Annotated in this window: 29 protein-coding genes; 19 read left to right on the top strand and 10 right to left on the bottom strand. The window is 69.3% G+C overall.

Annotated features, from left to right (window positions below; genetic code table 11):
- Window positions 1–3: 3 nt before the first annotated feature.
- A complete protein-coding gene (locus tag CRO12_RS04835) occupies window positions 4–897 on the bottom strand; it encodes a bestrophin family protein (protein WP_097062819.1) in 894 nt (297 codons plus the stop codon).
- Between the two features lie 67 nt (window positions 898–964).
- Here CRO12_RS04835 and CRO12_RS04830 point away from each other — a divergent pair, with 67 nt between their 5' ends.
- Window positions 965–2554, top strand: a complete 1590-nt coding sequence (locus tag CRO12_RS04830; RefSeq protein ID WP_097062818.1) for a lysine--tRNA ligase — start codon at window positions 965–967, stop codon at window positions 2552–2554.
- A 90-nt stretch (window positions 2555–2644) separates the two neighbouring features.
- Here the strand turns inward: CRO12_RS04830 and CRO12_RS04825 are convergent, their stop codons facing one another.
- Window positions 2645–4135, bottom strand: coding sequence for a DUF389 domain-containing protein (locus tag CRO12_RS04825; protein ID WP_097062817.1), 1491 nt, complete (start codon window positions 4133–4135; stop codon window positions 2645–2647).
- On the opposite strand from CRO12_RS04825, the gene nhaA reads away from it, so the two are divergent.
- Both nhaA and CRO12_RS04815 read left to right on the top strand, forming a co-directional pair.
- Window positions 4134–5348 carry a Na+/H+ antiporter NhaA gene (gene nhaA / locus CRO12_RS04820; RefSeq protein ID WP_097062816.1) on the top strand — a complete coding sequence of 405 codons (1215 nt, stop codon included), beginning with the start codon at window positions 4134–4136 and terminating at the stop codon, window positions 5346–5348. The genes CRO12_RS04825 and nhaA overlap by 2 nt on opposite strands.
- Window positions 5345–6346: a histone deacetylase family protein gene (locus CRO12_RS04815; RefSeq protein WP_097062815.1), complete on the top strand. Its 1002-nt coding sequence runs from the start codon at window positions 5345–5347 to the stop codon at window positions 6344–6346. Before nhaA ends, CRO12_RS04815 begins: the two co-directional genes overlap by 4 nt.
- Here CRO12_RS04815 and CRO12_RS04810 read toward each other — a convergent pair.
- From CRO12_RS04810 to sucC, 5 genes are all read right to left on the bottom strand, one after another.
- On the bottom strand, window positions 6343–6885 hold the full coding sequence (locus tag CRO12_RS04810) for an antibiotic biosynthesis monooxygenase (protein ID WP_097062814.1): 543 nt from the start codon (window positions 6883–6885) through the stop codon (window positions 6343–6345). The genes CRO12_RS04815 and CRO12_RS04810 overlap by 4 nt on opposite strands.
- A 26-nt stretch (window positions 6886–6911) precedes the next feature.
- Window positions 6912–7415, bottom strand: coding sequence for a phytanoyl-CoA dioxygenase family protein (locus CRO12_RS04805; RefSeq protein WP_342747199.1), 504 nt, complete (start codon window positions 7413–7415; stop codon window positions 6912–6914).
- A gap of 161 nt (window positions 7416–7576) precedes the next feature.
- Complete coding sequence (locus CRO12_RS04800) at window positions 7577–8509, bottom strand: electron transfer flavoprotein subunit alpha/FixB family protein (protein WP_097062812.1); 933 nt, start codon at window positions 8507–8509, stop codon at window positions 7577–7579.
- On the bottom strand, window positions 8506–9255 hold the full coding sequence (locus tag CRO12_RS04795; RefSeq protein ID WP_097062811.1) for an electron transfer flavoprotein subunit beta/FixA family protein: 750 nt from the start codon (window positions 9253–9255) through the stop codon (window positions 8506–8508). Before CRO12_RS04795 ends, CRO12_RS04800 begins: the two co-directional genes overlap by 4 nt.
- Before the next feature lie 151 nt (window positions 9256–9406).
- Window positions 9407–10621, bottom strand: a complete 1215-nt coding sequence (gene sucC / locus CRO12_RS04790) for an ADP-forming succinate--CoA ligase subunit beta (protein ID WP_281253388.1) — start codon at window positions 10619–10621, stop codon at window positions 9407–9409.
- A gap of 155 nt (window positions 10622–10776) precedes the next feature.
- Here sucC and CRO12_RS04785 point away from each other — a divergent pair, with 155 nt between their 5' ends.
- Both CRO12_RS04785 and CRO12_RS04780 read left to right on the top strand, forming a co-directional pair.
- On the top strand, window positions 10777–11169 hold the full coding sequence (locus tag CRO12_RS04785; protein ID WP_097062809.1) for a hypothetical protein: 393 nt from the start codon (window positions 10777–10779) through the stop codon (window positions 11167–11169).
- 144 nt (window positions 11170–11313) lie between these two features.
- The gene (locus CRO12_RS04780) at window positions 11314–11649 is read left to right on the top strand and encodes a PilZ domain-containing protein (RefSeq protein WP_097062808.1); all 336 of its coding nucleotides are present in this window, start codon (window positions 11314–11316) and stop codon (window positions 11647–11649) included.
- 34 nt (window positions 11650–11683) lie between these two features.
- On the opposite strand, the gene CRO12_RS04775 is transcribed toward CRO12_RS04780, so the two are convergent.
- A complete protein-coding gene (locus tag CRO12_RS04775) occupies window positions 11684–12619 on the bottom strand; it encodes a ribose-phosphate pyrophosphokinase (protein WP_097062807.1) in 936 nt (311 codons plus the stop codon).
- 99 nt (window positions 12620–12718) lie between these two features.
- Here CRO12_RS04775 and gltX point away from each other — a divergent pair, with 99 nt between their 5' ends.
- The 9 genes from gltX (at window position 12719) to CRO12_RS04730 (ending at window position 19499) form a co-directional block, all read left to right on the top strand.
- Complete coding sequence (gene gltX, locus CRO12_RS04770) at window positions 12719–14050, top strand: glutamate--tRNA ligase (protein WP_097062806.1); 1332 nt, start codon at window positions 12719–12721, stop codon at window positions 14048–14050.
- Window positions 14051–14149: 99 nt separating this feature from the next.
- Window positions 14150–14818, top strand: a complete 669-nt coding sequence (locus tag CRO12_RS04765; RefSeq protein ID WP_245858211.1) for an energy transducer TonB — start codon at window positions 14150–14152, stop codon at window positions 14816–14818.
- Window positions 14819–15089: 271 nt separating this feature from the next.
- Window positions 15090–15437: a hypothetical protein gene (locus tag CRO12_RS04760; protein ID WP_097062805.1), complete on the top strand. Its 348-nt coding sequence runs from the start codon at window positions 15090–15092 to the stop codon at window positions 15435–15437.
- Between the two features lie 14 nt (window positions 15438–15451).
- Complete coding sequence (ribD, locus tag CRO12_RS04755; RefSeq protein ID WP_097063357.1) at window positions 15452–16411, top strand: bifunctional diaminohydroxyphosphoribosylaminopyrimidine deaminase/5-amino-6-(5-phosphoribosylamino)uracil reductase RibD; 960 nt, start codon at window positions 15452–15454, stop codon at window positions 16409–16411.
- Entirely contained in the window at window positions 16396–17004 is a 609-nt protein-coding gene (locus CRO12_RS04750; RefSeq protein ID WP_097062804.1) for a riboflavin synthase, read from the top strand. Before ribD ends, CRO12_RS04750 begins: the two co-directional genes overlap by 16 nt.
- Window positions 16988–18130, top strand: coding sequence for a 3,4-dihydroxy-2-butanone-4-phosphate synthase (gene ribB / locus CRO12_RS04745; protein ID WP_097062803.1), 1143 nt, complete (start codon window positions 16988–16990; stop codon window positions 18128–18130). Before CRO12_RS04750 ends, ribB begins: the two co-directional genes overlap by 17 nt.
- 1 nt (window position 18131) lies before the next feature.
- Complete coding sequence (gene ribH, locus CRO12_RS04740; protein ID WP_097062802.1) at window positions 18132–18551, top strand: 6,7-dimethyl-8-ribityllumazine synthase; 420 nt, start codon at window positions 18132–18134, stop codon at window positions 18549–18551.
- 29 nt (window positions 18552–18580) lie between these two features.
- On the top strand, window positions 18581–19084 hold the full coding sequence (locus CRO12_RS04735; protein WP_097062801.1) for a GNAT family N-acetyltransferase: 504 nt from the start codon (window positions 18581–18583) through the stop codon (window positions 19082–19084).
- Entirely contained in the window at window positions 19077–19499 is a 423-nt protein-coding gene (locus CRO12_RS04730) for a hypothetical protein (RefSeq protein WP_097062800.1), read from the top strand. The genes CRO12_RS04735 and CRO12_RS04730 overlap by 8 nt, the downstream gene beginning before the upstream one ends.
- Here CRO12_RS04730 and CRO12_RS04725 read toward each other — a convergent pair.
- Entirely contained in the window at window positions 19472–20545 is a 1074-nt protein-coding gene (locus CRO12_RS04725) for an alkene reductase (RefSeq protein WP_097062799.1), read from the bottom strand. The genes CRO12_RS04730 and CRO12_RS04725 overlap by 28 nt on opposite strands.
- Before the next feature lie 112 nt (window positions 20546–20657).
- On the opposite strand from CRO12_RS04725, the gene CRO12_RS04720 reads away from it, so the two are divergent.
- The 4 genes from CRO12_RS04720 to feoB are packed head-to-tail and all read left to right on the top strand — an operon-like array spanning window position 20658 to window position 24353.
- Window positions 20658–21527: a DMT family transporter gene (locus CRO12_RS04720; RefSeq protein ID WP_425442986.1), complete on the top strand. Its 870-nt coding sequence runs from the start codon at window positions 20658–20660 to the stop codon at window positions 21525–21527.
- Window positions 21527–22180: a COQ9 family protein gene (locus CRO12_RS04715; RefSeq protein ID WP_097062797.1), complete on the top strand. Its 654-nt coding sequence runs from the start codon at window positions 21527–21529 to the stop codon at window positions 22178–22180. The genes CRO12_RS04720 and CRO12_RS04715 overlap by 1 nt, the downstream gene beginning before the upstream one ends.
- A gap of 55 nt (window positions 22181–22235) precedes the next feature.
- Window positions 22236–22502: a FeoA family protein gene (locus CRO12_RS04710; RefSeq protein WP_097062796.1), complete on the top strand. Its 267-nt coding sequence runs from the start codon at window positions 22236–22238 to the stop codon at window positions 22500–22502.
- Window positions 22503–22505: 3 nt separating this feature from the next.
- The gene (feoB, locus tag CRO12_RS04705) at window positions 22506–24353 is read left to right on the top strand and encodes a ferrous iron transporter B (RefSeq protein WP_097062795.1); all 1848 of its coding nucleotides are present in this window, start codon (window positions 22506–22508) and stop codon (window positions 24351–24353) included.
- Here feoB and CRO12_RS04700 read toward each other — a convergent pair.
- Window positions 24350–24526, bottom strand: coding sequence for a DUF4169 family protein (locus CRO12_RS04700; protein ID WP_097062794.1), 177 nt, complete (start codon window positions 24524–24526; stop codon window positions 24350–24352). The two genes, feoB and CRO12_RS04700, sit on opposite strands and share 4 nt — an antisense overlap.
- A 44-nt stretch (window positions 24527–24570) precedes the next feature.
- Here CRO12_RS04700 and ssb point away from each other — a divergent pair, with 44 nt between their 5' ends.
- On the top strand, window positions 24571–25110 hold the full coding sequence (ssb, locus tag CRO12_RS04695; RefSeq protein WP_097062793.1) for a single-stranded DNA-binding protein: 540 nt from the start codon (window positions 24571–24573) through the stop codon (window positions 25108–25110).
- Window positions 25111–25214: the final 104 nt, after the last annotated feature.

Below are 25214 nucleotides of genomic sequence, written 5' to 3'. Positions count from 1 at the left end.
CGCTCACCACAGCACGTCGCGGTCGGGCTGGAGCGGTTCGGGGGCCGGATCGCCGATCGCCTCCAGCAGGTCGATCTCGATCGTCCGGCACATGGCGTCGAGCGGCACGTCGTGCACCGTGTTGGCGAAGGGGTCGGTCAGGTCGTCGCCGATCTGGAGCACCGCCAGGAACATCAGCCCAGCTACGGTCGACCCGAACGGCGTCGCCCAGCCGAGTGTCTCAACCAGTCCGATCGGCAGCAGGATGCAGAAGATGCGGGTGAACAGGCTGGGGAAGAAGCGGTACTGATTGGGAAGCGGCGTGTTCTTCAGCCGCTCCATGCCGCCTTGCAGGTTCAGGATGTCGGTCATCGTGCTCTCGAACCGCGCGTGCAGGATGGTATCGAGGTGGCCCTGCGCGCGTGCCTTGGCGATCCGCCCGGCGGTGCCATCGACGATGCCGTTGGCGACGTTGCGCCGCCCGAGCGGCCCGGCCGCTTCCTCCGGCGATAGGAACCGCAGGATCTCGGGCTTCGGATCCAGCCGGCGCAGCTGACAGCGCAGGACGTGGACATAGGCGATATGGCGCAGCACCAGTGTACGCTTGAGATCGTACAGCTCGCCGTCGCGCGTGTACGGGAGCAGCGTCACCACCTCGCGCGCGAACGAGCGCGAAGCGTTGATCATCCCGCCCCACAGCACTCTCCCCTCCCACCAGCGCTGGTAGGCGGAGTTGTCGCGAAAGCCGAGAAACAGCGCGAGTGCGGTACCGAACAGGGTCAGCGGCAGCGACGGCGCGCGGAACGGCAGGTAGAAGTACGCAACTGTGACGATGACGTCCCAGACGAACAGCGCGAGCAGCGGTTTCCAGACGTCGTTGAGGATGCGGGCGTAGCGGGGCGTGGCGGTGACGATCATGCGCCGCGGTACTCCTGATTGGCGTTAAGGTTGCGCCCGATACATTCTTTTACGTAAGCGCGAGGTAATGACCGACACAGCTTTGCGCGCCGCCGCGCTCGAATCCAAGGCCTGGCCCTATGAAGAGGCGCGCAAGCTCCTGAAGCGCTGGCCCGAGGGCAAGCCGGCGGGTGCGGCGATGGTGTTCGAGACCGGCTATGGTCCCTCCGGCCTGCCGCACATCGGCACCTTCAACGAGGTGCTGCGCACCACCATGGTCCGCAACGCCTTTCACGCGCTTTCCGACACGCCGACCCGGCTAATCGCGTTCAGCGACGACATGGACGGCTTCCGCAAGGTGCCGGACAACGTGCCCAACCGCGAGATGCTTGCTGAGCACCTCGGCAAGCCGCTGACCCAGGTGCCCGACCCGTTCGGTACCCATGAAAGCTTCGCGCACCACAACAATGCGCTGCTTCGCGCCTTTCTCGACCGCTTCGGCTTCGATTACGAATTCGCCTCCTCGACTGACTATTACACGTCCGGCCGCTTCGACGACGCGCTGCGGCTGGTGCTGCGCCAGTTCGACGCGATCCAGGGCGTGATGTTGCCGACCCTGCGCGATGAGCGCCGCGCGACCTATTCCCCCGTGCTGCCGGTCAGCCCGACGACCGGCGTCGTGCTGCAGGTCCCGGTCGAGGTGATCGACGCGGACGCCGGCGTCATCGCCTTCACCGATGCGAGCGGCGAGCGGATCGTGCAGTCGGCACTCGGCGGCAAGGCGAAGCTGCAGTGGAAGGTCGACTGGGCGATGCGCTGGGTCGCGCTCGGCGTCGACTATGAGATGGCGGGCAAGGACCTGATCGACTCGGTCGTGCAGTCGTCCAAGATCGCGCGCGTGCTCGGCGGGCGACCGCCGGAGGGCTTCAACTACGAGATGTTCCTGGACGAAAAGGGGGAGAAGATCTCCAAGTCCAAGGGCAATGGCCTGAGCCTGGATGAGTGGCTGACCTACGGTCCGGAGGAGAGCCTCGCCTTCTTCGCCTATCGCGAGCCAAAGAAGGCCAAGCAGCTCCACATGGGCGTGATCCCGCGCGCGGTGGACGAGTATTGGCAGTTCCGCGCCAACTATCCGGGTCAGGAGCTGAAGCAGCAGCTCGGCAACCCGGTCCACCACATCCACGATGGCAAGCTGCCCGCGGGCGAGCTGCCGGTCACCTTCGGCCTGCTCCTGAACCTCGTCGGCGTGATGGGCGACGCGACCAAGGATCAGGTGTGGGGCTATCTCGCCAACTACGTTCCCGACGCCACGCCCGAGACTCACCCGGAGCTCGACCGGCTGATCGGCCACGCGCTCGCCTACGCCCGCGATTTCGTCGCGCCGACGCTCCACAAGCGCGCGCCGGAGGACGCCGAGGTCGCCGCACTCCAGCGGCTCGACGCGGAACTCGCCGGGCTGGGTGAGGATGCCGCGGCCGAGGACATCCAGAACATCGTCTACGAGATCGGCAAGACCGGTGACTTCGCCGAGCTGCGCGACTGGTTCAAGGCGCTGTACGAGACACTGCTTGGGTCGAGCCAGGGCCCGCGGATGGGCAGCTTCATCAAGCTCTACGGCGTCGCGAACTCGCGGCGCTTGATCGCGGAGGCCTTGCGGCGATCGTCACCCCGGACTTGACCCGGGGTCCAGGGCGCCGCGGCCGCTGAGCTACCCGACCCGGCGGTGCGCTTGCCGCCAGGCCGGGAGGACAGGCGTGATGGAGCAGCGTTACTGCGCCCAGGCGACCCGAAGCGCCCCTCGCTCGCTTCCGCGCGTTGCGGTTACGCCAGCCTTCGCCAGCGCCTCGGTCACCGCCTCGCCGTTCGTCCCACTGACCTCTACCGCTGCGCCGCGCCGCTGCGCCGCCCAGATCACGCCGGAGAGCTGCGGCACGTCGTCCACCACCTGCACAGCGGGCAGCGGCAATGCCGGCGGCACGATCTGCACCGACCAGCCGCGCACCACCGACCCGACCCGCGCTTCGAGCGCGCGATAGGTGTCTAGCGTCGCTCCCGGCAGCGGTGCGGCCTGCACCACCGCGCGGTGCGCCTCCGGATCGATCGTGATGCGGTCGCGCCCGCCCCCGGCGGCGATCGACAGCGCGTCCGTGATCCGCTCGCTCTCGACGGCGACCGTGCGCGCGGCGGCGGCGCTCTCGCCTGCCTTCTGCAACTCGGCGGCTTCGGCATCGCCGACCCCGACGCGGTACTGCACGACGTTCACCGTTGCCTGGCGGCCTACCAGCCGGGCGAACTCGCGCGCGGCGACGCGGTTGGCGTCGCGGCGGTACTCCGGGGTCAGCACCGTCGCACTCACCCCGATCGGCTCGCGTTCGTAATTCATCTCCAGCTGGCTGATGCGCGCGTTGTCGGGAAAGGCGGCGGCGACCGCAGTCCGTGCCTGGCGCCCGGCCAGATTTTCCCAGGCGATCTGCCGGAGCGAGAAGCCGAGCGGCACGGCGAGCATCAGGAAGGTGACGATGATCGCCGCCGTCTGCCACCAGCTCTGCTTCGGCGACAGGGCGCTGGCGAAGCCGTACAACCGCGCCATCACGGCGGCGGTGATCGCGATGGTCACGAAGTTGGTGACGAACAACAGCAGCGCGCCGCCGAACACCGTGCCGTTCAGCGTCGCGAGCCCGAACCCGACGGTGGCGAGCGGCGGCATCAGCGCGGTCGCGATAGCGACTCCGACGATCGTCCCCGCGCGGCCCTTGATCGTCGCATAAGCGCCCGCGAGCGCGGAGAAGAGCGCCACCAGCAGGTCGAACAGGTTCGGCCGCGTGCGGGCCGCAATCTCGCTGGTGACGTTCTGGAGCGGCGACATCAGCGAGATGACGGCGCAGAACAGGATCGCGGCGACGCTGCCTGCCACCAGGGCGACGGCGGCACGCCGGATCTGCGGCGCGTCGGCGGTCGAGAGCGCGAAGCCCAGGCCGATGATCGGCCCCATCAGCGGCGAGATCAGCATCGCCCCGATAACGACCGCCGGAGACGACAGCAGCAGCCCCAGCACGGCGATGCCCGCCGACATCAGGATCATGAACAGGTAGCGCGGCGTCCAGCCGGCATCGTCGTGAACGCGCTCCAGCACCTCGACGTGGTTCACGTCCGCCATGACGTGCGCTCGCCACCAGCGGCCGAGAACCGCGGGGGTCGAGATGGCGGGCTCGGTGCGTTCGTCTTTGACCCGAGCGGTCGGATCATTAGTCAGGGTCATGGCCGAAACAACCAAGCAACCGCGCCGCGGCTCCCACTCCGCGTTGCGCGACTTCCTGCACAGCGAGGCGGCGGGCGGGATCGTGCTTATCGCCGCGGCCGTGCTGGCGATGATCGTGGCCAACCTGCCCGCCACCGCGCCCGCGTACTTCGCGGGGCTGCACATCATCACCGGGCCGACGCTGAACGATCATCTCGGCCCAATGACGCTGCACCTGTGGATCAACGACGGGCTGATGGCGATCTTCTTCCTGCTGGTCGGGCTGGAGATCAAGCGCGAGGTGGTCGATGGACGTCTGGCACGCGCCGACAAGCGGCGGCTGCCGGTGATCGCGGCGCTCGCCGGCATGGCAGTGCCGGCGCTGTTCTACCTGCTGATCGTCGGCGACGAGCCCGGCCTGCAGCGCGGCTGGGCGATCCCGGCGGCGACCGACATCGCCTTCGCGATCGGCGTGCTGGCCCTGCTCGGCAAGCGTGCGCCCTCGTCGCTCAAGCTTTTCCTGACCACGGTCGCGATCGTCGACGACATGGGTGCGGTCGCGATCATCGCGCTCGCCTACACCGACCACATCAACGTCGTCGCGCTGGCGCTCGCGACCGTCGTCTTCGCCGGCCTCTACGTGCTCAACCGGCGGGGGGAGCGACGGCTGTTGGTCTATCTCGCCGGGTTCGCCCCGCTGTGGCTGTTCACGCTGATGTCGGGCGTCCATGCGACGGTCGCGGGCGTGCTCGCCGCGCTGCTGATTCCGGTCACGTTGTCGCCGGCCGCGCCCGATGACGCAACGTCGCCGCTCCATCGGCTGGAGCACGCGCTGCATCCTTGGGTGGCGTTCGGGATCGTGCCGCTGTTCGGCTTCGCCAACGCGGGCGTGAACCTGGCCAATGCCAGCCTCGCCACGCTTGCCGACCCGCTGGTGATCGGCGTCGCCGCAGGGTTGCTCGGCGGCAAGCAGCTTGGCATCTTTGCCGCGGTGTGGCTGGCGGAGAAGCTCGGTGTTGCCAAGCGGCCCGGCAGCACCGGCTGGGCGCAAATCTACGGCGTCTCGCTGCTCGCCGGCATCGGCTTCACCATGAGCCTGTTCATCGGCGGCCTCGCCTTCCCGGGCAACGAGATGCTGATCGACCGGGTGAAGATCGGCGTGCTCGCGGGCTCGATCCTGTCGGCGGCGCTCGGCTATCTGGTGCTCCGACTCGCGTACAGGGCACCGGCATGAAGTGCTTCTTCGATCCCCGTCAGCTCGTCCACGCGCCGGCGCAGGAGCTGCACAACGGCGCCTGGACGCCCTACAACGAGGTGCCCGCGCGCGCCGAGGCGATCCTGGCCGCGATCGGGCCGGCGGAGCGCCCGCGCGACCACGGCGATGCGCCGATCCGCGCCGTGCATGATGCCGGCTACCTCAATTTCCTGCGCACCGCACCTGCCGCCTGGGCGGCGGCCGGGCGGCCGGGTGACGTGCTCGGCTATATCTGGCCGACCGTCCGACGACGTGCGCTGAACCTGTCGCGCATCGACGCGCTCGCCGGGCAGTACAGCATCGACGTTTCGACCCCGCTCACCGCGGCGACCTGGGACGCGACCTACTGGAGTGCGCAGACGGCGCTCTCCGCGCTCGACGCGGCGTTGGGCGATGGCCGCGGCTTCGCGCTGTGCCGCCCCCCGGGGCACCACGCCGGGGCCGACTATCTCGGTGGCTACTGTTACCTCAACACCGCCGCGATCGCGGCCGAGGCGGCGCGGGCGGCTGGATGCAGGCGGGTCGCTATCCTCGACATCGACTATCATCACGGCAACGGCACGCAGGATATCTTCTGGAGCCGCGGTGACGTGTTCTTCGCCTCGCTCCACGCCGATCCCGCGACCGACTATCCTTTCTACTGGGGGCACGCGGACGAGGTGGGCGAGGGCGATGGCCACGGCACCACGCTCAACCTGCCGCTGCCGCAGGGCACGGCGCTGGACGCCTTCCGCGCCGCACAGGGGCGCGCGCTGGAGGCAATCGCGCGGTTCGGGACCGAGCTGCTGATCGTCAGCTTCGGCGCCGACACCTGGGAGGGCGACCCGATCAGCCACTTCCGCCTGACCACGCGCGACTATGCCGTGCTGGCCCGCGACATCGCCGCGGCGGGCTGGCCGGTGCTGGTCCTCATGGAGGGCGGCTACGCGCTTGACGCGCTCGGCGCCAACGTCTCGAGCTTCCTCGACGGCTTCTAGGCTTCGCGGATCTCGCCCTTTTCGTCGGCGAGCAGCCAGGTCTGCGCCCGTCGCCGGACTCGCGGCAGTATCACGAAGGTCAGCAGCGTCGTCAGCACCGCCGCCGACAGCAGCAGCCGAAGCGGCAGCGGCCAATCGCCGATCAGTGCATTGGCAGTGACGCTGATCACCAGCAGCAGCGGATATACGGCGGCGAGCGTCATCAGCACCTGGCGCGGCTTGCTGGCGCTCGATTCTGAGGGCACCCGGAACCAGATCTGTGCACCCTCCTGCACCTGGCGCTGGCGGATCGAGAAGTCGGCGCCTTCCTCGATCAGCGCGTTGTACGCGTCCGACGATTCCCACGCCGCGAGCGCTGCTCGGTCACGGAACTGCAGGACCAGGTGGAAGATGCCACCCGGCTGCTCCAGCCGCACGCTGGCGCGGTGCCCGTCGATCCGCGCCGCGGCCGCGTCCGCCCGCTCCGCCCAGTCGCGGAACCGATCGACCTCGCCTGCCGACACGACCCGGGTCGCGAGCACGATGACATTCGTTTTCATGCCGCCGGGAACGCGCGAGGCGGTCGTCAGATGCCGAGCCACTCGAGGCCGCCGGTCAGATCGGCGGCGGCATAGTCGACCTGCAGCACGCGGCGCCTGCAATCCCCGACTGAGGCGGCGGAGGCGTGCAGGATTGGGGTGGCATAGGCCCAGAGGTCGCCCGCCGTCGCGAGGCAGGCGTAGGTGCCGCAGCGAGCGGCCACGGCAGGCACGTCAGGTTCGGCGATGCGCCCCATGCGGTGCGATCCGGGCGCGATCAGCAGCGGCGCGTTATCCTCGGGCACATCGTCCAGGTGTAGGCGCAGCGTTGCCATGCCCGCGAGTACCGACATCGGCGGTGCAACATGCTGCAGGCCCCGCTTGGTCGTCCACGGCCCGAAGCCGGGCACGTCGCGGCGCTCCCGTACCACGATTGTGCGATCCTGATGCCAGTCGAGCGACCAGTTCAGACCGGGCGTTTTGTCGAACAGCACCGCCCGGACCGGCCGCGCCGGCGCGCGCAGGTGTACGCTGGCGATCCGCGCGGTCACTCCCGCCTCTAGCAAGGCCGTAAGCGCAGGATTTCCATGGAGCCGAACACCGGGTACCGCCCGAGCCGCCCCGCTCAGCGCCTGCTCGATCGACGGCAGAAGCGACCGGACGGTACCGGCGTGCAGCGCGGCGCCGTCCCGATCGAAGGTCAGCGCCGCCGTCAGAGCTTCTCCGTCAGCTCCGGCACGATCTTGAACAGGTCGCCGACCAGGCCAAGGTCCGCGACCTGGAAGATCGGCGCGTCCTCGTCCTTGTTGATCGCGACGATAATCTTGCTGTCCTTCATGCCGGCGAGGTGCTGGATCGCGCCGGAGATGCCGACCGCGACGTACACTTCGGGCGCGACGATCTTGCCGGTCTGGCCGACCTGATAGTCGTTAGGGACGTAGCCGGCATCCACCGCCGCGCGGCTCGCGCCGACCGCGGCGCCGAGCTTGTCGGCGAGTGGCTCGATGAGGTCATGGAACGCCTCGCCCGAGCCGAGCGCGCGCCCGCCCGACACGATGATCTTGGCGCTTGTGAGCTCTGGCCGCGCCGACTGGGCGAGCTCCGAGCCGACGAAGCGCGACACGCCGGCGTCGTCCGTGGCGGCGCTCACCGCCTCGACCGTGCCGCTGCCGCCTTCAGCCGCCGCCTTCTCGAACGCGGTACCGCGAATGGTCAGCACCTTCTTCGCGTCGCTCGACTTGACCGTTGCGATCGCGTTGCCGGCGTAGATCGGGCGGGTAAACGTGTCCGGCCCCACGACCGACAGCACTTCGCTCACCTGCATGACGTCGAGCAGCGCGGCGACGCGTGGCGCGATGTTCTTGCCGGTGGTGGTCGCCGGCGCGACGAACGCGTCGTGGTCGGCCATCAGCGCGACCACCAGTGGCGCGACGTTCTCCGGGAGCGCGTGGGCGTAGAGCGCGCCGTCCGCGACGTGGACGGTGCCCACACCCGCGATCTTCGCCGCCGCATCCGCGACGCCGCCGACGTTCTCGCCCGCGACCAGCAGGTGTACCTCGCCCAGCTTCGCCGCGGCGGTCACCGCGGAGAGCGTCGCGTCCTTGACGGTGATGCCGTCGTGCTCGACCCAGACCAGCGTCTTCACTTCGCCACTCCCATCGCCTTGAGCTTCATCACCAGTTCGTCGACGTCGGCGACCTTGGCACCGGCCTGGCGCTTGCCCGGTTCGGCGACGCTCACCGTCGTCACGCGCGGAGTCGTGTCGACGCCGAAGTCAGCGGGCGTTTTCTGCGCCATCGGCTTCGATTTGGCCTTCATGATGTTGGGCAGCGAGGCATAGCGCGGCTCGTTCAGGCGCAGGTCGGTGGTGACGATCGCCGGCATGGTGAGCGAAACCGTTTCCAGCCCGCCATCGACCTCTCGGGTGACGGTTACGCTCCCGTCGGCCACCTCGACCTTAGACGCGAAGGTGCCCTGCGCCCAATCGGTCAGGGCCGCCAGCATCTGCCCGGTCTGGTTGTTGTCATCGTCGATCGCCTGCTTGCCGAGGATGACCAGTCCGGGCTGCTCCTCGTCCGCGATGGCCTTCAAGATTTTCGCCACGGCGAGCGGCTCGACCGGGCCGTCGGCGACCACCAGGATCGCGCGGTCGGCACCCATAGCGAGCGCGGTGCGGAGCGTTTCCTGCGCCTTCTGCTCGCCGATCGACACCGCCACGATCTCGGTCGCGGCGCCCTTTTCCTTCAGACGGATCGCTTCCTCGACTGCGATCTCGTCGAAGGGATTCATGCTCATCTTGACGTTGGCGAGGTCGACCCCGCTGCCGTCCGCCTTCACCCGCGGCTTGACGTTGTAGTCAAGCACGCGCTTGACTGGCACCAATACCTTCATGCCATCTCTCCGGCTCGCTCGTCGCCTGTCCGACGAGTGCAACGCCGGACGCCTGTTGAGGCTCCGATAGCGCCAACTTTACGTTTACGTCAACGTCGCGTGCGCCGGAGCGCCGCTGCCGGACGGTAGGGCCGTCCGGCAGCAACCGGCATCACGCCGCGTTCTTTACCTCGGCGACGATCTTTTGCGCGGCATCGCCCAGGTCGTTGGCGGGCACGATCGCCAAGCCGGAGTTGGCCAGGATGTCCTTGCCCTGCTGCACGTTGGTGCCTTCCAGCCGCACGACCAGCGGCACCTGCAGGTTCACTTCCTTCGCGGCGGCGACGATGCCCTCTGCGATGATGTCGCAGCGCATGATACCGCCGAAGATGTTGACCAGGATGCCCTTCACCGCGGGATCGGACAGGATGATCTTGAACGCCGCGGTCACCTTTTCCTTGTTGGCGCCGCCGCCGACGTCGAGAAAGTTCGCGGGGAACATGCCGTTCAGCTTGATGATGTCCATCGTCGCCATCGCGAGGCCCGCGCCGTTGACCATGCAGCCGATGTCACCGTCGAGCTTGATGTAGGCGAGGTCGTACTTCGACGCCTCGAGCTCCATCGCGTCCTCCTCGGTGGTGTCGCGAAGCTCCAAGAGGTCCTTGTGACGGAACATCGCATTGCCGTCGAAGCCGACCTTGGCGTCGAGCACCATCAGCTTGCCGTCCTCGGTCACGGCGAGCGGATTGATCTCGATCTGCTCGGCGTCGGTGCCGAGGAAAGCGTCGTACAGCTTGGATGCGACGTTGGCGGCCTGCTTGGCTAGATCGCCCTTCAGCTCCAGCGCGGCGGCGACCGCGCGGCCGTGGTGCGGCATGAAGCCGGTCGCGGTGTCGATGTCGATCGAGTGGATCTTCTCGGGCGTGTCGTGCGCCACCGTCTCGATGTCCATGCCGCCCTCGGTCGAGGCGACCATGGAGACACGGCCCGTCGCGCGATTGACCAGCAGCGCCAGGTAGAATTCCTTGGCGATGTCGACGCCGTCGGTCACGTACAGGCGGTTGACCTGCTTGCCGGCCTCGCCGGTCTGGATCGTCACCAGCGTGTTGCCGAGCATATCGGTCGCGGCTGCGCGTACCTCGTCGGCGGTCTTGGCCAGGCGGACGCCGCCCTTCGCGTCGGGGCCGAGCTCCTTGAACTTGCCCTTTCCGCGGCCGCCCGCGTGTATCTGAGCCTTCACCACAAAGAGCGGCCCGGGAAGCTTCGAGGCTGCCTCGACCGCCTCCTCGACACTCAGCGCGGCGAAGCCCGCGGGTACCGGGACGCCGAACTTCGCCAGCAGTTCCTTTGCCTGATACTCGTGAATGTTCATGGGCCTCGCCTTCAGCGCCAAAGAGGGACAGCGGGGCTAAAGCACAGGAACGCGCGTTTAGCCACCCTGAAGTCGGACAGGCAGCGGCTTGTTGCGACTACGTCGCAGTATCGGAAAGCCAGGTCTATGCCGGTCAACACCATGTTCTTCGCTGCCAGCGCGCCCGAATCATGAGGATCGTCGACTGGCTCGCGCGTACGACCATGCTGGTACTCGCGAGCATGGCGACCCTCGCCCTCATCGGGGCGCTCGCCAATGTATCGAACAGCCCGCTCGCAGAGACGCTGCCGGGCGCGAGCGTACGCCCGGGCGAGCTGCCCCCGATCGTCGGCGACGAGCCCGCTTCGGCGATATCGCGAGATCGGACCGGTCCGGATGCAGGCGTCGGGAACACGCAGGCGTCCCGGGCCGTCGCGCCCGCGCCATCCCCGCTCGAACGCGAGCAGGTGCGCTGGCTGCGCGCGCTCACCTATGCGGTGGTCGCGCTCGCCGCCTTCGCCGCGGCAGCCGTAGTGGCGCTGAACCGGATCGCGGCGCATCTGTCCCGCCTTGCCGCGCGCTGATTCACCAAGATCTCAGAAGCATCGGAGGCCGCCGCGCAGGTGGCCGCGGCGGCGGCTCGCGCATCTGGGTAACAAGCGCGGTAAATACCTGCAAACGCTCGATGCTTAGCGCTTTGGCAAGGATCAACCGCCTAAAGCAGCGCCATGGACACGGCACTCCGCAATGCCCGCGTCCCTGTTGGGTCGCATTCCGATAACCGGGCCACGCTGCGCAAGGCGGTGCAGCTTGACGCGCGCGTGCGCGACCGGGGATCGTCGCGCTTCAAGATCAAGGTGGTCGACCTGTCGATGACCGGCTTTCGCGCCGAGACCGCCTTCACCGTCCGGCCGGGCAGCCTGGTGTGGATCAACCTCCCCGGGCTGATGGGGCTGGAGGCGGAGATCGCGTGGCAGCGCGGCGAGCATATCGGCGCGGCCTTCCGCCAGGCGCTGCACCCGGCCGTGTTCGATCACATCGTGGCGCTGAGCCGCCAGGGGTGACGATCGATCCCCCAGATCGTCCCGCCAGCCTCTTTCAGTCGAACAGGCTGGATACCGAACTCTCATCCGCGATGCGCTGGATCGCCTCGGCGAGCAGCGGTGCGATGGTGAGATGGCGGACCTTGCTCGACTGCGCGATGGTCTCGTGGTTGCCGATCGAGTCGGTGATGACCAGCTCGCGCAGCGATGAATTGTCGACCCGGGCCAGCGCGCCGCCGGTCAGCACCCCGTGGCTGACATAGGCGACCACCTCGGCCGCGCCCGCTTCCTTGAGCGCCGCCGCAGCGTTGCACAGCGTGCCGGCCGAATCGACAATGTCGTCGATCAGGATGCAGAATCGACCCTCGACCTCGCCGATGATGTTCATGACTTCCGAGTCGCCCGCGCGCTCGCGACGCTTGTCGACGATCGCGAGCGGCGCGTTGTCGAGCCGCTTGGAGAGCGCGCGCGCGCGCACCACGCCGCCGACGTCCGGCGACACCACCATCCAGTTGTGATCGGGAAAGCGGCTGCGGATATCGGCCGACATCACGGGCGCGGCGAAGAGGTTGTCGGTGGGGATGTCGAAAAAGCCCTGGATCTGTCCGGCGTGGAGATCGACGGAGAGTACGCGGTTGGCGCCCGCCATGGTGATGAGGTTGGCGACCAGCTTGGCGGAGATCGGCGTGCGCGGACCGGGCTTTCGGTCCTGCCGCGCGTAGCCGAAATAGGGAAGCACCGCGGTGATCCGCCGAGCCGACGCGCGCCGCAGCGCGTCGATGATGATCAGCAGCTCCATCAGATTGTCGTTGACCGGGTAGGAGGTCGACTGGAGCACGAACATGTCCTCGCCGCGGACATTCTCCAGGATCTCGACAAAGATCTCCTCGTCGGCGAAGCGGCGCACGCTCGCCTGGGTGAGCGGCAGTTCGCAGTAGCGCGCAATCGCCTGGGCGAGCGGCGTGTTCGAATTGCCTGCGATCAGCTTCATAAGTCCTCCCCCGCCCGGTCGCGCGACCCTCTACTGTGACGAGTCCGTGACGGCTAGGCCCATTGCCGCTCCACCGGCCGCAACCTATGCGCCGGCACCATGACCGTCGTCACTCGCTTCGCGCCCTCGCCGACCGGCACGCTTCACGTCGGCAACATCCGCACCGCGCTCCACAATTGGCTTTGGGCGAAGCGGCACGGCGGACGCTTCCTGCTCCGCATCGACGACACGGACCAGGCGCGGTCGGAAGAGCGCTTCGTGGAGGCGATCCGCGCGGATCTCGCCTGGCTCGGGCTGCGGCCGGATGCGGAAGTGCGCCAGTCGGCCCGGTTCGAGCGCTACGAGGCGGTGTTCGCCGACCTGGTCGCGCGCGGCACGCTCTATCCCGCCTATGAGACGCCGGAGGAACTCGACCTTCGCCGCAAGGTGCTGCTCGGCCGCGGGCTGCCGCCGGTGTACGAGCGGACGGCGCTGGCGCTCTCCGACGCGGACCGCGCTGCGCTCGAGGCCGATGGCCGGCGCCCGCACTGGCGCTTCCGGCTGGAGCACGCGTCCATCGTCTGGGACGACCTGATCCGCGGACCGCAGCGGTTCGACGCGGCGACGATGAGCGACCCGGTGGTGCGCCGCGCCGACGGATCGTGGCTGTACCTGCTGCCGAGCGTGATCGACGACGTTGACCTGAGGATCACCCATGTGGTGCGCGGCGAGGATCACGTGTCCAACACGGCCGTCCAGCTGCAAATGTTCGAGAGCATGGGGGCGACACCGCCCGCCTTCGCGCACGGGGCGCTGCTGACCGGGAGCGAGGGCAAGCTGTCCAAGCGGCTCGGGTCGATGGGCGTGGCGCACTTCCGCGAGGCCGGGATCGAACCCGAAGCGCTCCGGGCGCTGCTGGCGCGGATCGGCACGAGCCAGCCGGTCGAGCCGATCGTCGACGCGGACGCGCTGACCGGGACATTTGACTTCGCGCAGTTCGGGCGCGCACCGGCGCGCTTCGATGAGACGGAACTCGCCGGCGTGAACGCGCGGATCGTTCACCAACTGCCCTTCGATCACGTCGCCCAGCGCCTGCCAGCGGGCATGGACGCTGCGGCGTGGGAGGCGATTCGTCCCAATCTGGAACGGGTCGCGGAAGCGGCGGACTGGTGGGCGGTGATCGCCGGCGAGATCGCGCCCGCGATCACCGACGATGATCGCGCGTTCCTAGTCCAGGCTGCAGAGCGGGCGGCGGCGATCGACTGGTCGGCCGATCCCTGGCACGCGCTGACGGACGCGTTGAAGCAGGCGAGCGGGCGCAAGGGGCGCGCGCTCTTTCTCCCGCTTCGCCTGGCGCTGACCGGTCGCGACCACGGGCCCGACATGGCGGTGCTGCTGCCGCTGATCGGGCGGGCGCGGGCGATAGAAAGGTTATCCGCCGCAGCTAATTGACGCTACGGAAACAAGGACTTGCGTGTCTCCTCTTTACAGGCGTAGCCTCATCGAAGCCGCATGAACGGCACCAGGAGCATCGCATCCGAGGAGAGGACCATGTACGCACGTCGTTACCAGCGTCCGAAGACACATCCGCTCGCCATCGCCGCCGCTGCCGCGGTCAACATCGGCATGGTCGCGCTGATCGCCACCTCCGCCCCGCACATCGGCCATGAGGTCGAGCGCACGCTGGAGGCCTGGAACGTGCCGATCGCGCCCCCGCCCGAGCCGACCCCGCCCGAGCCCGCCAAGCGCACGACCGAGACGCCGAGTGCGGAGAGCAAGGTCGTGGTGCCCGAGGCGGTGGTGCCGCTCCCCACGCCGACGACCACGCTCACGACCACCAACATTCCTGTCGAGCAGCCGCTGGTCAGCGATCCAATCCCGCTGACGCCCGGCCCAGCCAACGGTGCGGTCGCGGTCGCGGCGCCAAAGCCCCTGCCGGTGGTGGTCGCAGCCCAGGCCGATCCGCGCGCGACCTTCCAGCCCGACTACCCCGCCGCCGAGCGGCGCGCAGGCACGGAGGGCAGCGTCACCGTGCGCGTCCTGATCGGCACCGACGGGCGCGTGAAGGCGGTGGAGCAGGTCGGCTCCGCAAGCCCCGCCTTCTTCGAGGCGACGCGGCGCCAGGCGCTCGGCCGCTGGCGCTTCCGCCCGGCGACCCGCGACGGGGAGCCGGTGGAGAGCTGGCAGGTGAAGACCCTGCGCTTCGTGATGGAGAGCTGACCGGGGCGCCTGGCCTTGTGGCGCTGGGGTGACGGGTTAGCGGCGAGCTTGGCTGAGAGCGCTCGGGCGGTTCGCCCGATGCTCTTTCCGTCACTCCAGCGAACGCTGAAGTCTGTGTGCGGACATTGATCGGAAGCTCTCCATCTTTCGACAGATGGCAGCCTGCGCTGACATGAAGGACGCGGGCCAAGCGGTCCACCGAGTGGGTTGGTACTGCACACAGCAGACGGCGGGGCTGGTTCCTTGTCCGTCAACGCCTTATCTTCGCCGCATGCGCTATTTCTCGCGGTTCGCGCCAGTGCGCGCGGTCAACGACCTTCGGCTCTATCTGTCGCAGCGTCGCCCCTATGAGGTCGTGTTCCTGGTGGTCGCGATCATGCTGACGGTGACGGTGATTGCCGGCTTCGTGATCGATTCGCACGTCGAGCAGCCTTACAAGCGCGACATCGTGTACGTGCAGAACTGGCGCGCCGACCGCAGCGAGGCGGAGATTCGCGCCGCGCAGTTCCGTGACATGGCGATAAAGACCAAGCGCGACGCGGCGATCGAGAAGGCCAAGGTCGACCGCAAGGCGTCGTTCAAGCGGCTGGACGACAAGCTCGACAAATGGGGGATCTGACCGACGCCCGGTGGATGACGGCGGCATGCGGGCTGGCCGAGCGTGGCCGCGGACGGACCGCACGTAATCCGAGTGTCGGGTGTGTTATCGTGGCCGGCGGCGTGGTGGTCGGCCGCGGCTGGACCCAGCCCGGCGGGCGACCCCATGCCGAGGCGATGGCGTTGGAGCAGGCGGGCGCACGTGCCGCCGGCGCGACCGCCTATGTCACGCTGGAGCCTTGCGCTCACGAGTCGCTGCGCGGGCCGGCCTGTGCGGACCTGCTGGTCGCAGCCGGCGTCGCCCGCGTCGTCGCCGCGCTGGAGGACCCCGATCCGCGGACGGCCGGGCGGGGGTTCGCCCGTCTGCGATCGGTTGGCATCGCGCTGACCACTGACGTGATGGCGTCAGCGGCGCGCGACGTCATGGCGGGCTTTCTGTCGCGCGAGGCCCGGGGGCGGCCGCATGTCACGCTGAAGCTCGCGACCTCGCTCGACGGCTGCATCGCGCTGGCGGGCGGGGCGAGTCGCTGGATCACCGGTGCGCCCGCCCGCGCCCACGCGCACCTGGAGCGCAGCCGGCACGAGGCGATCCTGGTCGGGCGCGGGACCCTCGCGGCCGACGCGCCGAGTCTCGACGTGCGCCTGCCGGGACTGGAGGAGCGCGCACCGCGGCGGATCGTGCTGACCTCGGGCGAAGCGCCCGCGGGCTGGACGGCGATCGCCAGCCCGCACGACATCGCCGCGCTGGACGGGGTCGATCACCTGCTGGTGGAGGGGGGCGCGGCGGCGGCCGCCGCGTTCCTGCGCGCCGACCTGGTCGACCGGCTGCTCCTCTACCGCGCGCCGATCGTGATCGGGGGTGGACTGCCGCCGATCGCCGACATCGGCCTTGGCGCCCTGGGCGCGGCGCACGGGCGCTGGCGGCTCCTCGACGCGCGCGCGCTTGGCAGCGACCGGCTGGAGGTCTACGGCCGCGGCCCATGTTCACCGGCATAGTCTCCGACGTCGGCACGATCACCGCGGTCGAGGATCGCGGCGACCTGCATGTCACCATCGCCACCGCATACGACACCGCCGACGTCGATCTCGGCGCGTCGATCAGCTGCTCGGGCGTGTGCCTGACCGTGGTCGACAAGGCGCCGGGATGGTTCGCAGTCGACGTCTCGGGCGAGACCGTGCGCCGCACCGCCGACCAGTGGCAGGTCGGCCGCTCGCTCAACCTGGAGCGCGCGCTGCGGCTCGGTGAGGAACTCGGCGGGCACATCGTCACTGGCCACGTCGACGGGGTGGCGACCGTGACCTCGCTCGATCCAGAAGGCGAGTCGATCCGCGTCGGCTTCCGCGTCGACGGGGGCCTCGCCCCCTACCTCGCGGCCAAGGGATCGGTGACGGTCGACGGCGTCTCGCTGACCGTCAACGAGGTGCGCGACGAGGGCGACGCGACCCTGTTCGCGGTCAACATCATCCCTCACACACAGGCGGTCACGACGCTCAAGGACCTGGCACCGGGCGCGACCGTGAACATCGAGATCGACGTGCTCGCCCGCTACCTGCAGCGCATGGAGGCCTATCGTGGCAAAGCCGGCTGAGCTCGCGCGGCTCGCCCACGCCTTCCTCTCCTCGCCGGAGGAGATCATCGACGAGGCGCGCAACGGGCGCATGTTCATCCTGGTCGACGACGAGGACCGGGAGAATGAGGGCGACCTGGTCATCCCCGCCCAGATGGCGACGCCCGACGCGATCAACTTCATGGCGAAGTACGGCCGCGGGCTGATCTGCCTCGCGCTCACCAAGAGCCGGGTCGAGGCGCTCGGACTCGAGCTGATGACCCGTAACAACGGCACGCGGCACGAGACCGCCTTCACCGTCTCGATCGAGGCGCGCGAGGGGGTCACAACCGGCATCTCCGCCGCCGACCGCGCCCGCACGGTCGCGGTCGCGATCGACGCGGCAAAGGGTGCGGCCGAGATCGTGTCGCCGGGCCACGTCTTCCCGCTGGTCGCGCGCGACGGCGGCGTGCTGGTCCGCACCGGCCATACGGAAGCGGCGGTCGACGTCGCGCGGCTCGCCGGGCTCAATCCATCGGGCGTGATCTGCGAGATCATGAACGAGGACGGGACCATGGCGCGGATGGACGACCTGGTCGCCTTTGCCCAGTACCATCACCTGAAGATCGGGACGATCCGCGACCTGATCGCCTATCGCCGGCGCTACGACCACCTGGTCGTCAAGCGCGCGGAAGTGCGCTTCCAATCCGAGTGGGGCGGCGAGTGGACCGCCCACACCTTCTGGAACAAGGCGACCGAGACCGAGCAGCTGGTGCTGACCAAGGGCCGGGTCACGCCGGACAAGCCGACGTTGGTCCGGATGCACGCGCTTTCCCCGTTCGCCGACCTGCTGGGCGAAACGGGCAACCGCACCGGCCTGCTCAGCCGATCGATGGAGATCATCGGAGCGGAGGGCGCGGGGGTGATCGTGATCCTCGCCCGTGCCCGTGCTGACCAGTTCACCACCGCGCTCCGCATCAAGTCGGGCGAGGCGAGCGAGGCCGACATGGAGGAGCTGCGCGACTACGGCGTCGGCGCGACCGTGCTCGCGGAGCTCGGCGTGCGTGACATGGTGCTGCTGACCAATACTCATCACACGCTCGTCGGGCTGGAGGGTTACGGCCTGTCCATCGTCGGCGAGCGGCCGATCACTGAGGGGGACGCCTGACATGGCCAAGCTGCTGATCGTGGAGGCGCGCTTCTACGACCATCTGAACGACCTGCTGCTGGCGGGCGCCCGGGCTGAGATCGAGGCGGCGGGCCATACCCACGAGACGGTGACGGTGCCGGGCGCGCTGGAGGTGCCGGGGGCGGTCGCGCTGGCCAGCGACAGCGGGCGCTACGACGCCTATGTAGGCCTGGGCGTCGTGATCCGTGGCGAGACCTATCACTTCGAGATCGTGGCGGGCGAGAGCGCGCGCGGGCTGATGGCGCTGAGCATGGACGGGCTCGCGATCGGCAACGGCATTCTGACCGTCGAGAACGAGGCGCAGGCGCTCACCCGCGCTCGCCCGGACGAGAAGAACAAGGGCGGCGAGGCGGCGAAGGCGGCGCTCGCGATGCTGGCGCTGCGCGCGCGGTTCGCCTGATCGGCCCCGTCCTCTTCACGCCCCGGCTGATGCTGCGGGTGCCGGTCACGGCGGATTTCGACGCCTGGGCCGACTTCTGCGCCGATCCCGGGCAGGCCGCTTTCCTGGGCGGCGCGATGCCCCGCGAAGTCGCGTGGCGCGACTTTTCCATGCGGACCGGCATGTGGCTGACCCGCGGCTTCTCCATGTTCTCGGTGATCGAGCGGGCGACCGGCGCCTGGGTCGGCCGGATCGGGCCGTGGCAGCCCGACGGCTGGCCGGGGACGGAGGTCGGCTGGGGCGTCGCGCGCGCCTTTGCCGGCCAGGGTTACGCGTTCGAGGCGGCGTGCGCGGCGATGGACTATGCGGTCGACGTGCTCGGCTTCACCCGAGTCATCCACACGATCGATCCGGCGAACACGCCGTCGATCCGGCTGGCCGAGCGTCTCGGGTCTAGTAACGGCGGCCGTGTGCAGCTGCCGCCGCCCCTCAAGTCGCTCGCCGTCGACGCTTGGGGGCAGGATGCCGCGGCATGGAAGGCACGACGTGGCTAGCAGCCCGCCGCCGAGCCGCTACCGCGTGGTCGAGCGCGACCGGCGGCTGGTGGTGATCGATACCCGGACCGGCCAGCCGGCGAGTGGCGAGGCTGCGCCACTGCCCGCCAAGCGCGCGCTGCCGAGCCTGCCCGACAGGACCAGCTTCGACGGGCGGGCGACGCTGGTCACCCACCCGCTCTACGACGACAAGGGCCCACGCGAGCTGGTACTCGATCCCGCCGCCAGCACAATGCTCGGGCGGGCCGGGCTTGTGCTGGCGGTGGCGGCGATTGCGACCGTGATTGCCGCCGTCGCCTTTCCGCCGCTGCTGATCCTGGTCGTGCTGCTCCTCAACCCGCAACCGCGACGACGGCTGCGGGCGGCGATCACCCGCTGGCTCGACCGTTACGACGCGAGTTCGAGCGCCGGATAGTCGGTATAGCCCTCGGTTCCGCGCGTGTAGAAGGTGCGCTTGTCCGGCTCGTTGAGCGGGGCGCCGGTGCGCAGCCGCTCGACCAAGTCGGGGTTGGCGAGGAACGGCCGGCCAAAGCTGATCGCGTCCGCCACCCCGTCCAGCGCCGTCTGCGCCTTTGCCAGGTCGAAGTCCTGGTTGAGAATCAGCGGACCCGAGAATACCTCGCGAATCTTCGGGCTGAGCTTGGCGACCTGCGACTGGAGAAAGCTGTCGTCCGGGCCCGACTCACGCAGCTCCAGGAAGGCGGCCCCGACCGAGTCGAGGAACGCTGCCGCCGGCACGAACACCGCCTCCGGGTTCGAATCGTCGCAGCCTTGCACTTCGCCGTTGGGGGAGAAGCGGACGCCGGTCCGCTGCGCGCCCGCCTCGTCGAGCAGCCGGCCAACCACCTCGCGCAGCAGCCGCAGGCGGTTCTCGACCGGGCCGCCATAGTCGTCGTCGCGGTGGTTGGTGCCGTCGCGCATGAACTGGTCGATCAGATAACCGTTGGCGGCGTGGAGCTCGACACCATCGAAGCCGGCGCGGATCGCGTTACGCGCGGCGCGGGCGAAATCATCGAGCGTCCGCGCGATGTCGTCACCAGTCATCGCGCGCGCCGCGACGTTCGGGTTCTCGGTCGCGCCCGGCCGCGCCGGCGCCTGGGTCGCGGAGGACGAGAAGGGCGCCTGCCCCGTCACGTCCTGGCGGGCGAGGCGCCCCAGGTGCCACAGCTGGGTGACGATGCGGCCGCCGGCGTCGTGCACCGCGTCGGTGATCGGCTTCCACGCTTCGACCTGCTCGTCCGACCAGATCCCCGGTGCGTTCGGCCAGCCCAGCCCCTCGAAGCTGATCCCGGTTCCCTCGCTGATGATCAGCCCGGCCGTCGCGCGCTGACGATAGTATTCGGCCATGATCGGCGTGGGGACGTGATCGTCGGTCGCGCGCCCGCGGGTGAGCGGCGCCATGACCAGGCGATTGGGGGCGTCGATCGCGCCGTAGCTGATGGGATCGAACAGGCTGGGCATGATATCTCCGTGGGAGAGGGGAAGACGCGGGGGAGATAGGAGGCTACCGGGCGGCATGCACGCGCCCGCGTCCTCAAATCCTGCTTTGCACCCGCAAAGCAAAGCATGGCCGGTGGCGGCGCTGCTGCTCGGCAACGTCGCGCTGGCGTTCGGGCCATGGTTCGTGCGGCTGTCTGACGTGGGGCCGGTCGCTGCCGCCTTCTGGCGGCTGGCGCTCGCCGTGCCGGTCCTGCTCGGCGTCGCGATCGCGACCAGCGGCGGGTCAATCGCCGCGCAGGCGCGCGGGCTGTGGGGCGTGCTGGTGCTGAGCGGCTTCGCGTTCGCCGCCGATCTCGGCGCCTGGCATGCCGGCATCCACCATACCCAGCTCGCCAACGCGACGCTGTTCGGCAACGCCGCGACCTTCATCTTCCCGATCTACGGCTTCGTCGTCGCGCGTGCCTGGCCGTCGCGGACGCAGGGCGTGGCCCTCGGCATGGCGGCGGTCGGCGCTGCGTTGCTGATGGGGCGGTCGGCGCAGCTTTCCGCCGACAACCTGCTCGGCGACCTGCTGTGCCTATTGGCGGGGGTGCTCTACGCCCTCTACTTCATCCTGATGGCGCGCGCCCGCGTGACCATGGCGCCGGTGCCAGCTCTCGCACTCTCGTCGCTGATGGGCGTGCTGCCGCTGCTGGCGGGCGCGTTGCTGCTCGGTGAGCGGGTGCTGCCCGGTAACTGGTGGCCGCTCGTCGCGCTGGCGGTGGTCAGCCAGCTGATCGGACAAGGGCTGATGATCTACGCGCTCGGGCAGCTGTCCCCGCTAATCATCGGGCTCGCGCTGCTGGTCCAGCCGGTGGTCGCGGCGACGATCGGTTGGATTGGCTACGGCGAGCGCCTCGGCCCGCTCGATTTCACCGGTGCCGCACTGGTCGCGGCGGCGCTGGTGCTGGTACGCCGCGGGGCGGTTGCAAGCGGCGCCGCGGCTCCCCAAAAAGAAGCGTAATGGCACTCGAGGACGCTATCCTGGACGAGATCCGCGCCGCGCTGGCGCTCGACGTCGCGCGAAACGCGGCGTTTGACGGGTGGAGCGCGGAGGCCGTGACGATGGCGGCGGCCGCGCACGGGGTCGATCCGGACGTCGCCCGACTGGCGTTCCCCGACGCGGTCGAGATGATCGATGCCTGGTTCGCGCACGTCGACGCGGCGATGCTGGCCGAGCTGCCGCCCGAGCGGCTCGCGGCGATGAAGATCAGGGAGCGGATCACCGCGCTGGTCGAGGCGCGCCTTGCCCTGCTCGCACCGGATCGCGAGGCACTCCGCCGCGCGCTCGCGATCCTGGCGCTGCCACAGAACATCGCGCGCGCGGCGCGGCTCGGCTGGCGCGCGGCCGACGCGATGTGGCGCGCGGCGGGCGACACCGCGACCGACTACAACCACTACACCAAGCGCGCGATCCTGGCCGGGGTCTATGCCGCGACGGTGCAGGTCTTCCTGGGCGACGAGAGCCACGACTACGCTGACACCCGCGGCTTCCTCGCGCGGCGGATCGATGGGATCATGCGGTTCGAGAGGGTGAAGGGACAGTTGCTCGGCCGCGGGCGGGATCGCCTGAGCCTCAGCCGCTTCATCGGCCGGCTGCGCTACCCGTCGACGTGACGGACACGCGGTTTCGCTGGCTTTCTTCGATCGTTATTGATAATCAGTCGCGGAAATGACGATCGCGACTCACATTCCCCTGCCGCAGCCGCTCGCGTCGCTGCGCCGCCGCGCGCCCGGCACGGTCGCCGGCGTCGACTGGGCGCTGCTCTCCGACAGCGAGGCGCGGCGGCTGCGTGAGTTCGGGCTGGACGAGGGCGTGGAGGTCGAACTGCTCCACGCCGGCCGGTTCGGCAGTGGCCCGGTCGCGGCGCGGATCGGCCGAATGACCGTCACCTTTCGTCGTCACATCGCCCGCGCGATCCACGTCCAGCCCGTCTAGCTCGTGACCGCCATCCCGCTGGTGGCGCTGGTCGGCAATCCGAACGCCGGCAAATCGGCGTTGTTCAACGCGCTGACGGGTGCGCGCCAGAAGGTCGGCAACTATCCGGGCGTCACGGTCGAGCGCCACTCGGGCCGACTCGCCCTGGACGACGGCCGTCCGATCGAGCTGGTCGACCTGCCCGGCACCTACAGCCTCGATCCGTCGAGTCCCGACGAGGAGGTCACGCGCGACGTCGTGCTCGGCCGCCAAGCCGGGGAGCGGCGGCCGGACGCGCTGGTCGTCGTCGCCGACGCGACCAACCTAGACAACCACCTGCGCTTCGTCCTGCAGCTCAAGGGACTGGGGCTGCCGGCCGTGCTGGCGCTCAACATGGTCGACATGGCCAAGCGCGACGGGCTGGCCATCGATCCCGCGGCACTCGCGCGCGAGCTCGGGATGCCGGTGGTGGAAACGGTGGCGGTGCGCCGGCGGGGGCTGGACGATCTGCGCGCGGCGCTCACCGACGCGCTGACTACACGATCCGGCGTCGCGACCACCGTCGATCCCGACATCCGCCAATTTCAACGCGAGGCACGACGGATCGCCGCGGCCGCGATCGTGGCGCAGCCGCGCGGCCGGGCGGTCACGCGCTCGCTCGACTCGGTCGTGCTGCACCCGCTCGCCGGGCCGGTGATCCTGTTCACGCTGCTGTTCGTCATGTTCCAGGCGGTGTTCAGCTGGTCGGAAGCGCCGATCGGCTGGATCGAGGGCGCGCAGGGCTGGCTCGCCGAGCGCGCGATCGCGACGCTGCCCGACGGCTTCCTGCGCAGCCTGCTGGTCGAAGGCGTCATCAACGGCGTCGGATCGGTCGTCGTCTTCCTGCCGCAGATCATCATCCTGTTCCTGTTCATCTTGGTGCTGGAGGCGTCGGGCTACATGGTCCGCGCCGCGATGCTGATGGACCGGCTGATGGCGGGGCTGGGGCTATCGGGACGCGCCTTCATCCCGCTCCTCTCCTCTTTCGCCTGCGCGATCCCCGGGATCATGGCGACCCGGTCGATCAGCGACCCGCGCGAGCGGCTGACCACCATCCTGGTCGCGCCGCTGATGACGTGCTCGGCGCGGCTGCCGGTGTACGCGGTGATCATCGGCGCGTTCATCCCCGCGCGCGACCTGGCGCCGGGCATCGGGTTGCAGGGCGTCGTGCTGTTCGCGCTCTACCTGGCGGGGATCCTGAGCGCGATGCTCGCCTCCGTCCTGATCCGTCGCACGGTGACGCGCGGAGTCGGTGGCGGCTTCCTGATGGAGCTGCCGCGCTATCAGTGGCCGTCCCCGCGCGACGTGCTGATCGGCCTGTGGCAGCGCGCCTATGTTTTCCTGCGCCGGGCGGGCACGATCATCATGGGGGTGACCGTCGCGCTCTGGCTGCTGGCGAGCTACCCGGTCGCGCCAGCCGGTGTGAAGCAGAGCGAGTATTCGGTCGCCGGCCGCATCGCGAGCGGGCTGGAGGCCGTGCTCCGCCCGATCGGCTTCAACCATGAGATGAGCTTGGCGGTGATCCCGGCGATGGCGGCGCGGGAGGTCGCAGTGTCGGCGCTCCAGACCGTCTATGCGATCGATGCGGAGGACGAGGAGCAGGGCGCGACCGAGCTCGGCGGGCGGCTGGCCGGGCGCTGGAGCCTGGCGACGGCACTCGCCTTCCTCGCCTGGTTCGTGTTCGCGCCGCAGTGCCTGTCGACGATCGCCGTCATTCGACGCGAGACCAACGGCTGGCGCTGGCCGCTGTTCGCGGTCGCCTACCTGTTCGCGCTCGCCTATCTGGCGGCGGGCGCGACCTACTGGACCGCAGTCGCGGCTGGGCTGGGCTAGTCCTCGCGCTTCGCGCCGTGGAGAGCGGCGTCCTGTCTGGCGGCTGCCTGCGTGTCCGCCGCCTTCTCCGCCTTGGTCCGCCCGAACTTTCTGCGGTTGGCGTCGGCCTGCGCGGTCCGCTCAGCCTTGGCGCGGGCCTTTCGCGCGCGATTGAGATTGATGACTTCCGCCATGCGTCCGCCTATCGCTGTGCCATACACGTAGCAACGGAGCGGTTATGGCGGGCAGCGTCAACAAGGTCATTCTGGTCGGCAACCTCGGGCGCGATCCGGAGAGCCGCAGCTTCCAGAACGGCGGCAAGGTGGTGAACCTGCGCATCGCCACGTCGGAGAGCTGGAAGGACAAGGGCTCCGGCGAGCGCAAGGAGAAGACCGAGTGGCACTCGGTCGCGATCTTCAACGAGGGGCTGGCGAACGTCGCGGAGCGCTTCCTGCGCAAGGGCAGCAAGGTCTACATCGAGGGCGCGCTGCAGACCCGAAAGTGGCAGGACCAGCAGGGGCAGGACCGCTATTCGACCGAGATCGTGTTGCAAGGCTTCAACTCGGTGCTGACGATGCTCGATGGGCCCGGCGGCGGGCAGGGCGGCGGCGGTAGCCAGGGTGGCGGCAACTGGGGCGGCGACGACGACTTCGCCGGCCAGTCCTCGCGCGGGGGCAGCGGCGGCAACTTCAACTCGGGCGGACAGCGTTCGGGTGCGGCCAAGTCGAACGACTTCGGCGGCGGCTACGACGACCTGGACGATGATGTTCCGTTCTGACCGATGCGGCCGGCGGCGTGCCGCCGCCGGACTCGCACGGGAACGGCCGGCGGGCTGACCAGCCCGGCCGACGACATGGGCTTCGCCCGTGTCCGCCACCGGAT

This window comes from Sphingomonas guangdongensis (assembly GCF_900199185.1).
In the GTDB taxonomy this organism is placed as follows: Bacteria; Pseudomonadota; Alphaproteobacteria; order Sphingomonadales; family Sphingomonadaceae; genus Sphingomonas; species Sphingomonas guangdongensis.
Note: the sequence above shows the minus strand (reverse complement) of the source record. Positions and strands in the feature narration are given on the sequence as shown.

Bases quoted from the DNA above. Each gene is read 5' to 3' on its own strand.
- CRO12_RS04765 (WP_245858211.1), top strand. From the start codon at position 14,150: ATGTACGCACGTCGTTACCAGCGTCCGAAGACACATCCGCTCGCCATC.
- CRO12_RS04825 (WP_097062817.1), bottom strand. From the start codon at position 4,135: ATGACCCTGACTAATGATCCGACCGCTCGGGTCAAAGACGAACGCACC.
- ribD (WP_097063357.1), top strand. From the start codon at position 15,452: ATGACGGCGGCATGCGGGCTGGCCGAGCGTGGCCGCGGACGGACCGCA.
- CRO12_RS04760 (WP_097062805.1), top strand. From the start codon at position 15,090: ATGCGCTATTTCTCGCGGTTCGCGCCAGTGCGCGCGGTCAACGACCTT.
- CRO12_RS04835 (WP_097062819.1), bottom strand. From the start codon at position 897: ATGATCGTCACCGCCACGCCCCGCTACGCCCGCATCCTCAACGACGTC.
- CRO12_RS04715 (WP_097062797.1), top strand. From the start codon at position 21,527: ATGGCACTCGAGGACGCTATCCTGGACGAGATCCGCGCCGCGCTGGCG.
- CRO12_RS04780 (WP_097062808.1), top strand. From the start codon at position 11,314: ATGGACACGGCACTCCGCAATGCCCGCGTCCCTGTTGGGTCGCATTCC.
- gltX (WP_097062806.1), top strand. From the start codon at position 12,719: ATGACCGTCGTCACTCGCTTCGCGCCCTCGCCGACCGGCACGCTTCAC.
- CRO12_RS04710 (WP_097062796.1), top strand. From the start codon at position 22,236: ATGACGATCGCGACTCACATTCCCCTGCCGCAGCCGCTCGCGTCGCTG.
- CRO12_RS04810 (WP_097062814.1), bottom strand. From the start codon at position 6,885: ATGAAAACGAATGTCATCGTGCTCGCGACCCGGGTCGTGTCGGCAGGC.
- CRO12_RS04735 (WP_097062801.1), top strand. From the start codon at position 18,581: ATGCTGCGGGTGCCGGTCACGGCGGATTTCGACGCCTGGGCCGACTTC.
- CRO12_RS04750 (WP_097062804.1), top strand. From the start codon at position 16,396: ATGTTCACCGGCATAGTCTCCGACGTCGGCACGATCACCGCGGTCGAG.
- CRO12_RS04725 (WP_097062799.1), bottom strand. From the start codon at position 20,545: ATGCCCAGCCTGTTCGATCCCATCAGCTACGGCGCGATCGACGCCCCC.
- CRO12_RS04785 (WP_097062809.1), top strand. From the start codon at position 10,777: ATGAGGATCGTCGACTGGCTCGCGCGTACGACCATGCTGGTACTCGCG.
- CRO12_RS04700 (WP_097062794.1), bottom strand. From the start codon at position 24,526: ATGGCGGAAGTCATCAATCTCAATCGCGCGCGAAAGGCCCGCGCCAAG.
- ssb (WP_097062793.1), top strand. From the start codon at position 24,571: ATGGCGGGCAGCGTCAACAAGGTCATTCTGGTCGGCAACCTCGGGCGC.
- nhaA (WP_097062816.1), top strand. From the start codon at position 4,134: ATGGCCGAAACAACCAAGCAACCGCGCCGCGGCTCCCACTCCGCGTTG.
- CRO12_RS04795 (WP_097062811.1), bottom strand. From the start codon at position 9,255: ATGAAGGTATTGGTGCCAGTCAAGCGCGTGCTTGACTACAACGTCAAG.
- CRO12_RS04775 (WP_097062807.1), bottom strand. From the start codon at position 12,619: ATGAAGCTGATCGCAGGCAATTCGAACACGCCGCTCGCCCAGGCGATT.
- CRO12_RS04830 (WP_097062818.1), top strand. From the start codon at position 965: ATGACCGACACAGCTTTGCGCGCCGCCGCGCTCGAATCCAAGGCCTGG.
- CRO12_RS04815 (WP_097062815.1), top strand. From the start codon at position 5,345: ATGAAGTGCTTCTTCGATCCCCGTCAGCTCGTCCACGCGCCGGCGCAG.
- ribH (WP_097062802.1), top strand. From the start codon at position 18,132: ATGGCCAAGCTGCTGATCGTGGAGGCGCGCTTCTACGACCATCTGAAC.